Origin of the sequence: Actinomadura latina NBRC 106108, assembly GCF_001552195.1 — a bacterium.
GTDB classification, from domain to species: Bacteria; Actinomycetota; Actinomycetes; order Streptosporangiales; family Streptosporangiaceae; genus Spirillospora; species Spirillospora latina.
Map to the genome: position 1 here is coordinate 1 of NZ_BCQS01000050.1, position 16,314 is coordinate 16,314.

Below are 16,314 nucleotides of genomic sequence, written 5' to 3' on the forward strand. Positions count from 1 at the left end.
CCCCACACCCTTCGGCTCACCCGTCGAACCCGACGTGTAAATGACATACGCCAAATGCTGCGGCAACAACGGCTCCGTCCGGTCCGCGTTAGTCGGTGCGCCGTCCACCGCAGGCCGGTCGTCCTCCAGGAACACGCGCGGAACGTCCACCGCCGGCAGCACCCGATCAGTCTCCCGATCCGTCACCAGCACCAGCGGACACGCATCACGCAGCACATACTCCATACGCGGCCCCGGATACTGCGGATCGATCGGCAAATACGCCCCACCCGCCTTCGACACCGCCAACAGCCCCACCACCAGACCAACCGACCGGCCCGTCGCCACCCCCACCACCACATCCGGACCAACACCACACCCGATCAACTCAAACGCCAACGCATTCGCCCGCGCATCCAACTCCGCATACGTCAACGACTCCGACCCCGCCACCACCGCCACCGCACCCGGCGACACCGCCGCCCAGGCCTCGAACACCTCCGGCAACAACAACGACTGCCCAGGGATCTCAACCGTCGTGTCGTTCCACACATCCACCACCAGCGGCCGCTCAGCCGTCGCCAAGACCTCCACTGCCTTCACCGGCACGGCCGAATTCGCGACCACCTGCTCCAGCACCCGGACGAACCGCCCCGCCAACCCCTCGACCGAACCCCGGTCGAACAGATCGATCGCGTATTCCATGCTGCCGTGGAGCGCTTGGCCACTCTCGGCGTCGGCTTCGATGATCCGCAGGGTGAGGTCGAACTTCGCCGTTTCGTTGGGAGTCGGTTCGAGCGCCACCTGCAGATCCGATGAACTGACCGGAGGAAGGACGTCCTTGTTCCAGACGAATGCGACCTGGAACAGCGGGTGGTAGGACGTCGAACGCTCCGGATTCAGCAATTCCACCAGCCGCTCGAACGGCACGTCCTGGTTGTCATAGGCCGCCAGCGCCTTGTCCCGCACCTGATCCACCACCTGCGCGAACGACCTGTCACCCGACAAGTCCACCCGCAGCACCCAGTTGTTGGCGAAGTATCCGATCAGGTCGTTCAGGTCCTCGTCGGTGCGGTTCGCGATCGGCGATCCCATCGTGACGTCCGAACCGGCGCCCAGCCGCGACAGCATCACCGCATACGCCGCCTGCAACACCATCGGCACCGTCGCACCATGCCTGCGCGCCAACGCCTCGACCCCGGCGACCAGCTCGGCCGTGATCAAGAATTCGACGGTGTCGCCCCGGTAGCCGGGCCGCGCCGGACGCGGGCGGTCGGTGGGCAGGGCGAGCGGCTGCGGCGCGCCCTCCAGTTCCCGGCGCCAGTACTTCAGCTGCGTGGACACGAGGCTGCCTGGATCCGACACGTCGCCCAGCAACTCGCGCTGCCACAGGGTGTAGTCCGCGTACTGCACGGGCAGCGGGGCCCATTCCGGTTCGCGTCCCTCGGCCCGCGCCGCGTAGGCCGTCGACAGGTCCCGCGCCAGCGGCGTTATGGACGCGCCGTCGCCGGCGATGTGATGCAGCAGGATGACCAAGACGTGCTCATCGGGCCCGCAGGCGAGCAGGCCGACCCTGATCGGGATCTCCGCTTCCAGTTCGAACCGGTGCCCGGCCGCCTCCGCGACCGCGTCCGCCACCCGCTCGGCCTCGACGACACGGAGCGGCACGTCGACCGCGATCTCGTCCGGCGGCAGGATCCGCTGGAATGCGAGACCTTGCTCGTCCTCGCCGATGACCGTGCGCAGGCTCTCGTGCCGCAGCACCACGTCCCGGAAAGCCGCGGCCAGCACCTTCGCGTCGAGTTCTCCCCGCAGCCGCAGCACCACGGGCAGGTTGTAGGTGACCGACGGGCCCTCGAACCGGTACAGGAACCACAACCGGCTCTGCGCGAACGACAACGGCAACCGGCCCGGACGCTCCACCCGCTCCACCCGCGGACGCACCCGCACACCCGACCCCGCACCAACCCCCACATGCGCCGCCAACCGCGCCACCGTCGGATGATCGAACACCGCCCGGATCGGCACCTCCACCCCGAACGCACGCCGCACCCGACCGATCAACCGCGTCGCCCGCAACGAATGCCCACCCAGAACAAAAAGTCATCATCAACACCGACCCGCTCCACCTCCAGCACCTCAGCGAAAATCCCCGCCAACACCTCCTCCTCCACCGACCCAGGAGCCCGATAAACCCCACCACCCGCAAACACCGGATCCGGCAACGCCGACCGATCCACCTTGCCGTTCGCCGTCAACGGCAACCCACCCACCACCACAAACGCCGCCGGAACCATGAACTCCGGCAACCGACCCGCCACAAACCCCCGCAACTCCGCCGCAACCGCATCAGCGTCCACAACCCCATCAACGACCCCGTCAACGACCACATACGCGATCAGCTGCCTGGACCCGTCCGCGGTGCCGGTCTCGCGGGCGAGGACGACCGCCTGGGCGACGGCGGGATGCTCGGTCAGCACCGCTTCGATCTCGCCGGGCTCGACCCGGAATCCCCGGACCTTCACCTGGGAGTCGTTGCGGCCGACATAGACGAGCCGGCCCGACCGCGTCCAGCGCACCAGGTCACCGGTGCGGTACAGCCGTGCGCCGGTCGCGTCGAACGGGTCGGCCACGAACCGCGAGGCGGTGAGGCCGGGCCGGTCCAGGTAGCCGCGCGCCATGCCGGCGCCGGCGAGGTACAGCTCGCCGACCACACCCGGCGCGACCGGGGTGAGGGCGCCGTCGAGCACGTACGCGCGCATGCCGTCCAGCGGCACACCGATCGGCACGCCCGCGGACAGGTCCTCGTCCCGCGAGAACGCGTGCGTCACGGCGAAGGTCGTGGTCTCGGTGGGGCCGTAGCCGTTGACCACCTGGATGCCGGGGCAGTGCCGCCACAGTTCCCGCAGCGTGGCCGGGGGCAGCGCGTCCCCGCCCGCCCACAGCCGGGGCAGGCCCGCGAGGCACGCCGGGTCCTGCTCGACGACGGCGGCGAACAGACCGACCGGCAGCCACGCGGCGGTCAGCCCGTGCGCCGCCACCAGCTCGCGGAGGACCACCGCGTCCATGTCCCCGGGCGGGGCCACGACCGCGCATCCGCCCGTCAGCAGCGGCACCCACATCTCGAACGTGATGGCGTCGAACGCCTGCGACGAGTGCACCAGCACGCGCTCCAAGCCCGCGAACTGCCGGTCCGCGGCGAGTGCGACGACGTCCGCGTGGGTGACCGCCACCCCCTTGGGCACGCCCGTCGACCCGGACGTGTACATGACGTACGCCAGCCCGGACGGCGAGCACGGTCCGGCCGGACCGGTGTCCGCCACGGTCGCCGTCTCGGCGTCCTCGATCGTCCGCACCGGGACGCCGGTCGCCGGGAGCGCCGGCACCGACTCGGCCGCCGCCAGCACCAGGACGGGTCCGGCGTCGGCGAGCACGAACTCGATCCGCTCGCGCGGGTGGTCGACCTCCAGGGGCAGGTATCCGGCCCCGGCCTTCAGCACCGCCAGCACGGCCACGACCATGTCCGCCGAGCGCGGCACGGCCAGTGCCACCAGCGTTTCCGGCCCCGCGCCCCACCCGGCGAGCCGCGCCGCGAGCCGGCCGGAGCGGGCGTCGAGCTCCGCGTACGTCAGCGTCGTGTCCGCGCAGACCACCGCGGCGGCCTCGGGCGTCCGGGCCGCCTGTTCCGCGAACACTTCGGGGACGGTGCGCGGCACGGCCCCGTGTGCGGTGGCGTTCCACTCCACCAGCACCTGCCGCCGTTCGGCCGGGTCGAGCACCTCGATCGCGGTGACCGCGGCCCCGGGTGCGGCGAGGGCCTGCTCCAGCACCCGGACGAACCGGGCCGCGAACCGCTCGGCCGTGCACCGGTCGAAGAGGTCCACCGCGTATTCCAGGTATCCGCGGATCGCGCCGCTCTCACCGCCGGCCTCGGTCAGCGTCACGGTGAGGTCGAACTTGGCGACCTGGTTGCCCTCCGCCATGTTCATGTGCGGCTCGAAGGTCAGACCCGGCGCCGACAGCTCCGGCCAGATGTCCTTGTGCCAGACGAACATGACCTGGAACAGCGGGTGGTACGCGGTGGAACGCTCGGGATTCAGCAGTTCCACCAGCCGCTCGAACGGCAGGTCCTGGTTCCCGTACGCCGCCAGTGCCTTGTCCCGGACGGCGTCCACGACCTGCTCGAACGACTTGTGCCCGGACAGGTCCGCGCGCAGCACCCAGTCGTTGACGAAGAACCCGACCAGGTCGTCGAGGTCCTGATCGGTGCGGCCGGCGATCGGCGACCCGATCGCCACATCGTCGCCGGCGCCCAGCCGCGACAGCAGGACCGCCAGCGCCGACTGCAGCACGATCGGCGCCGTCGCGCCGCGTTCGCGCGCCAGCTCCGCCACCCCGCCGGCGAGTTCCGCGCCGATCGCGAACTCGACGGTGCCGCCGCGGTAGCTGGGCCGCGCGGGACGCGGCCGGTCGGTGGGCAGCGCGAGCGGCTGGGGAACGCCCTCCAGTTCCCGGCGCCAATGCTCCAGCTGCGTGGAGGCCAGGCTGCCGGGATCCGACACCTCACCCAGCAGTCGCCGCTGCCACAGCGTGTAGTCCGCGTACTGCACCGGGAGCGGGGGCCAGTCCGGCTCGCGTCCCTCCGCGCGGGCCGCGTAGGCCGCCACCAGGTCCCGGGTCAGCGGCGCCATCGAGGCACCGTCGCCGGCGATGTGATGCATCAGCAGGACGAGGACGTTCTCGTCCGGCCCGTCCTGCAGGACGCGGGCCCGCACCGGGATCTCGGCGCGGAGGTCGAAGCGGTACGCCAGTTCCTCGGCGACGGCGGCGTTCATGCCGTCCGGGCCGACCGTGCGGGCCGGGACGTCGATGGCGACCTCGTCCGGCGGCAGGATCCGCTGGTAGGCGTCGCCTTCCTCGCCCTCGTCGTCCCCATCGGCGATGACCGTGCGCAGGCTCTCATGCCGCAGCACCACGTCCCGCAACGCGGCGGTCAGGACGTCCAGGTCCACCGTTCCGTGCAGTTGGAGAACCACGGGCAGGTTGTAGGTGACCGACGGGCCCTCGAACCGGTACAGGAACCACAACCGGCTCTGCGCGAACGACAACGGCAACCGGCCCGGACGCTCCACCCGCTCCACCCGCGGACGCACCCGCACACCCGACCCCGCCCCAACCCCCACATGCGCCGCCAACCGCGCCACCGTCGGATGATCGAACACCGCCCGGATCGGCACCTCCACCCCGAACGCACGCCGCACCCGACCGATCAACCGCGTCGCCCGCAACGAATGCCCACCCAGAACAAAAAAGTCATCATCAACACCGACCCGCTCCACCTCCAGCACCTCAGCGAAAATCCCCGCCAACACCTCCTCCTCCACCGACCCAGGAGCCCGATACACCCCACCCCCCGCGAACACCGGATCCGGCAACGCCCCCCGATCCACCTTGCCGTTCGCCGTCAACGGCAACCCACCCACCACCACAAACGCCGCCGGAACCATGAACTCCGGCAACCGACCCGCCACAAACCCCCGCAACTCCGCCGCAACCGCATCAGCGTCCACAACCCCATCAACGACCCCGTCAACGACCACATACGCGATCAGCTGCTTGGTGACCTCGCCGGTGGCGCGGTCGCCTCCGCTCTCCCGCACGATCACCGCGGACCGGGTCACCCGCGGGTGCGCGGCGAGGACCGTGTCCACCTCACCCGGCTCGATCCGGAACCCGCGGATCTTCACCTGGTCGTCGACGCGGCCGGCGAACAGCAGCTCACCGGACCGGTTCCAGCGGACGAGGTCGCCGGACCGGTAGAGGCGCCCGCCGGGCGGGCCGAACGGGTCGGCCACGAAGCGGGACGCGGTCAGGCCGGGCCGGCCGAGATATCCCCGGGCCATGCCGTCACCGGCGATGTACAGCTCGCCGACCACACCGGGCGGGACGGGCACCAGCCCGGCGCCCAGCACGTACATCCGCATGTTGTCCAGCGGCACGCCGATCGGCACGCCCGCGGACACGTCCTCGTCCGGCGGCACCGCGTGCGCGAGGCAGTAGGTCGTGATCTCGGACGGGCCGTAGCCGTTGACGACGAGCGTGTCCGGGCAGTGCTCCCGCATCTGCTCCACGGTCGTGACCGGCAGTACCTCACCGCCCGTCCACAGCTGGGACAGCCCGGCCAGGCATGCCGGGTCCTGCTCGACGACGGCCGCGAACAGACCGGTCGGCACGCACGCGCCCGACAGCCGGTGGGCGGCCACCAGGTCCCGCAGCGCCACCGCGTCGACGTTCCCCGGCGGCGCCACCACCACGCAGCCGCCGGTCAGCAGCGGCACCCACATCTCCCAGGTGGACGCGTCGAACGACAGCGACGAATGCAGCAGCACCCGTTCCAGGCCGGCGAACCGCCGGTCCGTCGCCAGCGCCACCACGTCCTCGTGGGTGATCATCAGGCCCTTCGGCCCGCCCGTGGACCCGGACGTGTACATGACGAACGCCAGGCTCGCCGGCGAGCACGGTCCGGACGGCTTCGGCCCCCCGCCCGCGAGGCCGGGGCCGGAGCCGGGGCCGGGGGCGGTTTCGGCGTCGATGTCGGCGAAGGTCAGCACGTCGACGCCGGCGCGCGGCACCACGCCCGCCGACTCCTCCGCCGCGAGCACCAGCATCGGTTTCGTGTCGGCGAACATGAACGCGATCCGGTCCGCCGGATAGTTCACGTCGACCGGCAGGTACGCGGCGCCCACTTTCAGGACCGCGAGCACCGCCGCGAGGAACTCGGGCGAGCGCGGGAACGCGAGCGCCACCACGGACTCCGGGCCCGCGCCGCGGCGCGCCAGCCGCTCCGCCAGCCGGTCCGACCAGGCGTCCAGCTCCGCGAACGTCAGGGTCACGTCCCCGCTCACGACCGCGGGCGCCTGCGGCAGCCGCCGCGCATGCGACGCGAACGACTCCACGATCGTCGCCCGCGCCGGCTCGCGCGCCGTGGCGTTCCAGTCCACCAGCACCCGCCGGGATTCGGCGGCGTCCATCATCTCGACCAGGCTCACCGGGACATACGGATCGTCGACGACCGAACGCACGATGTTGAGCAGCTGATCGAGGAAGAGACCCATGTCGGATTCGCCGTACAGGGTGGCGTTCCCGTCGGCGTAGATCGACATTCCATGGCCGGGGCGCGCGTCCCCCAGCACGGTGATCGTCAAGTCCTGGACGGCGCCGAACCGGATGTCGGTGATGAATCCGCGGCAGTCACCGAAGTCCAGCGCTTCGACCCACGGAATGAGGTTCAGGATAGGACCGAAAATGCCGTTTCCGGCGTTCGACATGCCAATGGCATTGCGAATGTCGGAGCTCTGGCACAGCCCGTGCATGGCGACCGTCCGCGACTGGCTCGCCACATCCCCGGCCACGTCGACGAAGCTCGCCTCCACCGGCACCGTGACCCGCAGCGGCACGACACCGGACACCAGGCCGGGGGAAAGGGCGGTCGCACCGGAACGGTTCGCACCGGCGAGGCAGAAAACGAATTCCCGCAGCCCGCACATCCGGTTGAAGAACACCGCGACCGCGCCCGAGAGCAGGCCGTTCACCGACATCCCGACGGACTCGGCGACCTCCTCCCACTCGGTCAGCTCGGCCCGGGAGATGACGGCGCTGCGGCGCACCAGGTCCGGTTTCCGCGAACTCCGCTCACCGGGCAGCCGCACCGGGTCCGGGATGTCGGCGAGGTACTCCCGCCAGAACTCCTGGTCCGCCGCGAACCGCTCGGATGCCCGGTACCGGGCGTCCTCGTCGGCGATGAGGCCGGCGCCGCCGAACGCCGGGTCCGGCGCCGGCCGTCCCGTCCGTGCCGCCGCGTACAACTCGGCGACGCGCGCGACGAGCATGGCCATGCCGAAACCGTCGGTCACCAGGTGGTGGAAGCCCATGAACACGAGGAGCCGGGAGTTCGAGAGCCGGATCGTCCCGGCCCGGAACAGGATGTCGCTGTGCAGGTCGAAGCAGCGCACCGCGACGGATTCGACGATCGCCCGCGCCGCCGCGTCCGGGTCGGGTTCGGCGCTGACATCGTGGTGGAACGGAGCCCATTCGCCGACGTCGACGACGACCTGGCGGAGTCCGTCCTCGTACTCCCGGAAATTGACCCGGAGAACTTCGGCCTCGTCCAGCAGCGCGCGAAACGCCGTGTCGAGCGTCGCGACGTCCAGGTCGCCCTGCACGTCGACCGCCAGGCACGGGTTATTGGGGATGTCCGGCGTCAAACGCTGCGCCAGCCACAACTCCTTCTGCGCCGACGACATGGCGAAAGAACGCGAAGGAGACATCATTAACCTCTCGGCGGTCGCACGGCGCTCAGCATTCAGCATTCACCGTCGCGTGCGTAATTTACTGGCGGCCGCGGACGTCGATCAACCTGGTCAACGACAGGCTCGACCATGCGGAGAGCCGGATGGTTTACGGCGTCGGCGACATATCAGATCCGCACACCGCCGGTCGACGGGTCGGGTGCGGATCTTCCGCACCCGGCCCTGAGCCGCACAGGGCCTATATACGCAGAATTCATCAAGTCAACACGGATGAGGATCCATGCTCGGCCGGTTCACTATCTTTCGGGAACGCCGATGACAATCGCTCATGAATGTGCTCGGCAAGGGCCTCGGACGTCGGGTTACTGTAGACGAGCATCGCGGGCAGCGCCAGGCCGGTCGCGGCCTGGAGGCGGTTGCGCACCTGGATGCCGCCCAGCGAGTCCAGCCCCAGATTCTGGACGGGCACGCCCGCGTCCACCGCGTCGGCGCGCTCATGCCCGAGTACCGCGGCGACGTGCGCGGACACCAGCTCCACCAGCAGCCGACGCCGCTCCGCCTGGTCGGCGGCACGCAGCCGGGACACCAGCTGCGACACCGACTCACCGGCCGAGGCGGTCCGGCGCGCCGCCGGCACCAGGTCAGCGAGCAGCGGCGCCAGCTCTGCGGCTCCGGCCTGACGCCGCAACGCCGCCATGTCCCATCGGACCGCCACGAGATGCTCCGCTGGGGCCGAGATCGCGGCGTCGAACAGTTCCAAGGCATGCTCGGTACTGAGCGCCAGGACGCCTTCGGCGCGCTTCTGGGCGACCCCGTCTGTACCCAGGCGACTGGTCATGCCGCTGTCGAGCGCCCACAGGCCCCACGACACCGACTGCCCCGCGAGCCCTAGGCTGCGCCGGTGGGCCGCCAAGGCGTCCAGGAAGGTGTTGGCCGCGGCGTAGTTGCCCTGGCCCGGCGCTCCCAGGACACCTGACAACGACGACACCACCGCGAACAGTGTCAGTTCCTGTTCGGCGGTTGCCTCGTGCAGGAACCAGGCCGCGTCGGCTTTGGCGGCCAGGACCCGATCCATCCGTTCCGGGGTCAGTGAACCGATCACTCCGTCGTCCAGGACACCCGCCGCGTGGACGACGCCGCGGAGCTCGAACTCTTGCGGGACCGAAGCCACCAGGTCGGCGACCGCGGAACGATCGGAGACGTCACAGGCCACCACCCGCACCACCGCGCCCGCTTCCTCCAAGCCCGCCACGAGCGCTTGGGCGCCGTCGGCGGCCGGGCCGCGCCGGCTGGCCAGCACCACACACCCCACACCGTGCGCCTCCACCAGCCGCCGCGCCAGCACACCACCCACACCACCAGTACCGCCGGTCACGATCACCGCACCGCCGTCAAGGCCCGCAGCCCGCTCCTCGCCGGTAGCCGCCGCACGCGTCAGCCGCGCAGCATGCGCCACCCCGCCGCGCATCACCAGCTGCGGCTCACCCATGTCCGCGACGTCCAGGCTCGCGGCGAGGTCGGTGTCGGTGTCGACCAGCATGATCCGGCCCGGGTTCTCCGCCTGCGCCGACCGCACCAAACCCCACACCGCCGCACCCGCCACATCCACCACCTGCTCATCGAGCCGGGCGACCGCGCCCCTGGTCACCACCACCAACCTCGACCCGGCGAAGCATGGCGAGGCCAGCCATGAATGGAGCACCTCCAACGCCTGATGCGTGGCGGCGTGCACCGCCTCCACCACCTCAGCCTCCGGCCGGGGCGTCCACTCCCACACCACCACCGCCGGAACAGACTCCGTGTCCACGTCCTCCCAACGAGCCCAGTGCACCGCCTCCCCGGTCTCCTTCGACACCGGGGACCAGCCGACCTGGAACAAGCCATCCGGCACCGCACTCGCCGCCGCGGTGGCCAGCGCCTGCCTCGACACCGGCCTCGTCACCAGCGAATCGACCGTCAGCACCAAAGCACCAGTCTCGTCAGCCACCTGGATCGACACCGCGTCATCCCCAGTAGGCCTGATCCGCACCCGGACCGAGGACGCGCCCACCGCATGCAGCGACACACCCGCCCACAAGAACGGGACCTGAACCTCCTCACCGCCGGCCCCGGCACCGATCTCCGCGAGAAGCGGGGCATGCACCACCGCATCCAGCAACGCCGGATGGATACCGAACCCCTCCACATCCACCCCGGCCGGGACACTCACCTCGGCGAACACTTCATCGCGACGCCGCCACACCGCACGCACACCCCTAAACGCCCGCCCATACCCATAGCCACGCTCAGCCAGGAGCTCATACGCCGCGTCCACGTCCACTGCCCGTGCACCTACTGGTGGCCACTTCTTCAGGCCGAACGAGGGCGTCGAATCGGCCTCCTGCGCCGTCATCACCGCTTGCGCATGGAGCGTCCACGACCCGTCGGGGTCGTCCATCCGGCGGGAATGGAACGATGCCAAGCGATCACCCGACGGATCCGGCCCGGCGACGGTGACGTTCAACTGCACGCCGCCGCTCGGCGGCATCACCAGCGGCTGTTGCAACGTCAGTTCCCGTACGACGGAACAGCCCACCTGGTCTCCGGCGTACATGGCCAGCTCGACGAACCCCGCGCCCGGCACGATCACATGCCCGAGGACGGCGTGATCGGCCAGCCACGAATGCGTCCGCACCGACTCCCGGCCGGTCAGCAGCACCCCGTCCAGCGCCGGCAGTTCCGCTACCGCGCCCAGCATTGGGTGACCCGCCTCGGACAGTCCGGCGGCCCCCACGTCACCCGCCGGCGCCGACGGCGTGATCCAGTACGGCTTGCGCTGGAACTGATAGGTCGGCAGGTCGATCCAGCGGCCTGCGGAACCGGCCTCCGTCCACTCCACCCGTCCGCCCGAGACCTGGAGTTCGGCCACGGAGCGCAGGAATCTGTCCAGGCCCCCTTCAGCGCGGCGCAGCGTGCCGACGATGGTCGCGGTCCCGGCCGTCTCGCAGGTCTCCTCCAGGCCCACGGCCAGTACCGGATGAGCGCTGACCTCGACGAAGAAGCCGTGCCCATCGTTCAGCGCCGCACGCGTGGCCTGCTCGAAGCAGACAGTCTCGCGCAGGTTCTCGAACCAGTAAGGCGCTGTCAACTGGGCCGTGTCCAGGATCGCGCCGGTCACCGTGGAATAGAACGGAATCTTGGACGGACGCGGCGCGACGTCCGCCAGCGAAGCTTCCAGCCGCTCGCGCAGTACCTCCATCTGCGGCGAATGAGAGGCATAGTCGACCGCGATCCGCCGGAACCTGATCTCGGCCGCTTCGCAACCGGTCAGGAACTCCTCCACATCCTCGTACGACCCGGACACGACCGTCGTCGACGGGTTGTTCACCGCCGCGACCGCCAGGGTCTTCCCGTCCAGCAGCCGCGCACGGACCACCTCTACCGGGGCCATGACCGACGCCATCGTGCCGGTGCCCGCCACCTCGGTCAGGGCCATCGACCGCAGCAGGACGACCCGCGCCGCATCCTGGATAGTCAGGGCTCCGGCGACGTAGGCGGCCGCGATCTCCCCTTGCGAGTGCCCGATGACCGCGTCCGGCACCACCCCGGCCGACCGCCACAACGCCGCCAGCGAAACCATGATCGCGAACAACATCGGCTGGATGACGTCCACCCGGTCAACATCCGGTGTTCCCGGCTCGCCGCGCACCACGTCCAGGAGCGACCAGTCGACGAACTCGGCGAACGCTTCCGCGCACCGGCCCATCTCGGCTGCGAACACCGGTGAGGACTCCAGCAGTTCGCGTCCCATCCCCAGCCACTGCGACCCCTGACCGGGGAACACGAACACCACACCACCAGCAGGGCCGGTGGCGCGGACGGAGCCGGTCACCACACGCGGGCTCTCCCGGCCGGCGGCGAGGTCGTCCAATCCCGCCGCCAACTCGCCTCTGTCCGCGCCGAACAGCACTGCCCGGTGCTCGAAGAGGGAGCGTCGCGACAGGGACAAGCCGACGTCAGTCATCTGCGCATTGGCGCCGTCCTCGGCCAGCCACTCCGCGAGCGCTCCGGCTTGGCCCGCCAGCGCCTCCCGCGACCTGCCCGACAACACCCACACGCCGAGGCCGGGAGGCGGCTCGACCTCTTCGATGTCCGGGCTGGGAGAAGGTGTTGATGTCTGTGTGGTGTCCTCTGGCGGGGCCTGCTCGATGATGACGTGGGCGTTGGTGCCCGACAGCCCGAACGAGGACACCCCGGCGCGTCTGGGCCGTGGCACATCCGGCCAGTCGCGGGTCTCGCGCAGCAGAGCGACCTGTCCGGCGGTCCAATCGACGTGCGAGGACGGGGCGTCCACGTGCAGGGTCTTGGGCAGCACGCCGTGGCGCAGCGCCTGCACCATCTTGATCACACCGCCCACACCCGCAGCCGCCTGGGTGTGGCCGACGTTGGACTTCAACGACCCCAACCACAACGGCTCACCACCCACTGAACGGTCCCGCCCATAGGTCGCCAGTAGAGCTTGCGCCTCGATCGGATCCCCCAGCACCGTCCCGGTCCCGTGAGCCTCCACCACATCCACATCACCCGCAGTCAGGCCGGCGGCGTCCAGCGCCGCGCGGATCACCCGCTGCTGCGACGGGCCATTCGGCGCCGTCAACCCATTAGAAGCGCCGTCCTGATTGACCGCCGACCCCGCCACCACCGCCAACACCCGACGACCCGCCCGCCGCGCATCCGAAAGCCGCTCCAACACCAGCACACCCACACCCTCACCCCAACCAGTCCCATCCGCCGACTCCGCAAACGCCTTACACCGCCCATCCACCGCCAACCCCCGCTGCCGCGAAAACTCCACAAACGTCTCCGGCGTCGCCATCACCGTCACACCACCCGCAAGCGCCAGATCACACTCCCCACCACGAAGAGCCTGCGCCGCCAAATGCAACGCCACCAACGACGACGAACACGCCGTATCCACCGACACCGCCGGACCCTCCAAACCCAGCACATACGACACCCGACCCGACACCACCGACCCCATCACCCCAGTACTGAACCCCTCCGCCCCATCCCCCAGCCACGCATAATCGTGACTCATCACCCCCGCGAACACCCCAGTCCGCGAACCACGCAAACCCACCGGATCAATCCCGGCCCGCTCAATCGCCTCCCACGACACCTCCAACAACAAACGCTGCTGCGGATCCATCGCCACCGCCTCCCGCGGCGACACCCCAAAAAACCCCGCATCAAAACCCGCCACATCATCCAAAAAACCGCCACGACACACATACGACTTCCCCTGCGCATCCGGGTCCGGATCGAACACCGACTCCACATCCCAACCCCGATCCGACGGGAACGAACCGATACCCTCACCACCCCCACACACCAAGGCCCACAAACCCTCCGGCGACGTCACACCCCCCGGATAACGACACCCCATCCCCACCACCACAACAGGATCGTCGTCCACCGCCTTGGTCACCGGCCGTGCCACGATCACCGGCTCTATATCGCCGGGCAGCAACTGTTCGAGGAGATGCTCGGCCAGCGCGGCCGGGGTCGGATAGTCGAACACCAATGACGCCGGAAGGGACAGATCGGTTGCGGCTTGGAGGCGGTTGCGCACCTGGACACCGCCCAGCGAATCCAGACCCAAGTCCTTGAATGGCACCTCAGCCCCAACCGCATCGGCGCGCTCGTGGCCAAGCACTGCCGCAACAAGTGAGGACACAAGTTCGGTCAGCAGTCGCCGACGCTGAACCTGATCGACACCACGCAGCCGGGACACCAGTTGCGACACCGATTCACCGGCCGCCGCCGTCCGGCGCACCGCCGGCACCAGTTCCGCCAGCAACGGCGCCAACTCTCCCGCTCCTGCCTGACGCCGCAGCGCCGCCATATCCCAGCGCACCGCGACCAGATGCCGGGCCGGGGCGGAGAGCGCGGCGTCGAACAGTTCCACGGCATGGCCAGTGGTGAGCGCCAGCACACCCTCGGCACGATTCTTCGCAATTCCGTCAGCACCCATGCCACCGGACTCAGCCCACAGGCCCCACGACACCGACTGCCCCGCGAGCCCCAGGCTGCGCCGGTGGGCCGCCAAAGCGTCCAGGAAGGTGTTGGCCGCGGCGTAGTTGCCCTGGCCCGGTGCTCCCAGGACACCCGACAACGACGACACCACCGCGAACAGCGTCAGTTCCTGTTCGGCGGTTGCCTCGTGCAGGAACCAGGCCGCGTCGGCTTTGGCGGCCAGGACCCGATCCATCCGATCGGGGGTCAGTGAACCGATCACCCCGTCGTCCAGGACACCCGCCGCATGCACCACACCGCGAAGCTCAAATTCCGTTGGGACCGAGGCCACCAGGTCAGCGACCGCAGAACGATCGGAGACATCACACGCCACCACCCGCACCACCGCACCTGCCGCCTCCAACTCCGCGACCAGCTCTGCGGCCCCGTCGGCGGCCGGGCCGCGCCGGCTGGCCAGCACCACACACCCCACACCGTGCGCCTCCACCAACCGCCGCGCCAGCACACCACCCACACCACCAGTACCGCCGGTCACGATCACCGCACCGCCGTCAAGGCCCGCAGCCCGCTCATCGCCAGAAGACACCGCCTGGGCCAACCGCGCCGTATGCGCGACCCCACCGCGCACGACCAACTGCGGTTCGTCCATGACAACTTCATCGGCGAGGGCGCTGTCGGTGTCCACCAGCATGATCCGGCCCGGGTTCTCCGCCTGCGCCGACCGCACCAGACCCCACACCACCGAACCCGCGACATCCCCCACCTGCTCATCAGGCAGGCCCACAGCACCCCTGGTCACCACCACCAACCTCGACCCCGCGAACCGCGGCGAGGACAGCCACTCCTGCAACACCTCCAACACCTGATGGGCGGCAGCATGCGCCGCGCCCACCACCTCAGCCTCCGGCTGCGGCACCCACTCCCACACCACCACCGGCGGAACAGACTCCGCGTGCACCTCCTCCCACCGGACCCACGGCACGGCAGCCCGCGCATCCACAGACGCCGGAGACCAGCGGACCTCGTACAAACCATCCGGCACCGCATCCGAGGTCGCTGCGGTCAACACCTGCTTCGACACCGGACGTGTCACCAGTGAATCGACCGTCAACACCAAAGCGCCGGTCTCATCAGTCACCTGCACCGCGACCGCGTCATCGCCTGCCGGACTGATCCGCACCCGGACCGTGGACGCGCCCACGGCATGCAGCGACATCCCCTCCCACAAGAACGGGACCTGAACCTCATCACCGCCGGCCCCGGCACCGATCTCCGCGAGGAGCGGGGCATGCACCACCGCGTCCAGCAATGCGGGATGGATACCGAACCCCTTCACGTCCATCCCGGCCGGGACGCTCACCTCGGCGAACACCTCCCGGCCGCGCCGCCACACCCCGCGCACACCCCGAAACACCCGCCCATACCCATAGCCCCGACCGGCCAACACCTCGTACGCCGCGTCCACATCCACTGATTGCGCATCCGCAGGTGGCCACATCCCGGGCATCTCGGACGAGATGGCGGCCGCCTGGGGGACCAGCACACCTTGAGCATGCAGCGTCCACGCCAGCTCGCTCGCGTTGTCGGTTTGGGGGCGGGAGTGGATCTCCACAGTGCGCGCCCCGGCCTCATCGGGCTCGGCCACCACCACATGCACCTGCAGCCCGCCGCGTTCAGGCACGACCAGCGGGGCCGTGACCGCCAGCTCCCGCACCACCGGGCAGCCGACCTCATCCCCGGCCCGCACCGCCAACTCCACCCACCCCGACGCCGGCATGAGCACCCGCCCCAACACCGAATGGTCAGCCAGCCACGGCTGAGCCGACCGCGACACCAACCCCGTCAACACCACCCCCGCCGACCCCGGCGACACCACCACCGCACCCAGTAGAGGGTGCTCCACCGTGGACAGCCCTGCGGCCCCGACATCACCCGACGCCAGCGAAGGCGTCATCCAATAGCGCTCACGTTGGAAGGCATACGTCGGCAGATCCACCCGGCTACCGCCCGC

The 16,314-nt window shown here is 69.9% G+C and carries 3 protein-coding genes; all 3 read right to left on the bottom strand.

What is annotated here, in order from left to right; all coding sequences use genetic code 11:
* Positions 1–2,031, bottom strand: a 2,031-nt coding sequence (locus AL2_RS35420; RefSeq protein WP_305790682.1) for a condensation domain-containing protein, incomplete at its 3' end; no start/stop codon positions are given.
* 8 nt (positions 2,032–2,039) lie between these two features.
* The gene (locus AL2_RS35425) at positions 2,040–8,282 is read right to left on the bottom strand and encodes a non-ribosomal peptide synthetase (protein ID WP_067641623.1); all 6,243 of its coding nucleotides are present in this window, start codon (positions 8,280–8,282) and stop codon (positions 2,040–2,042) included.
* A gap of 262 nt (positions 8,283–8,544) precedes the next feature.
* Positions 8,545–16,299 carry a type I polyketide synthase gene (locus tag AL2_RS35430; protein WP_067641625.1) on the bottom strand — a complete coding sequence of 2,585 codons (7,755 nt, stop codon included), beginning with the start codon at positions 16,297–16,299 and terminating at the stop codon, positions 8,545–8,547.
* Between the last annotated feature and the right edge of the window lie 15 nt (positions 16,300–16,314).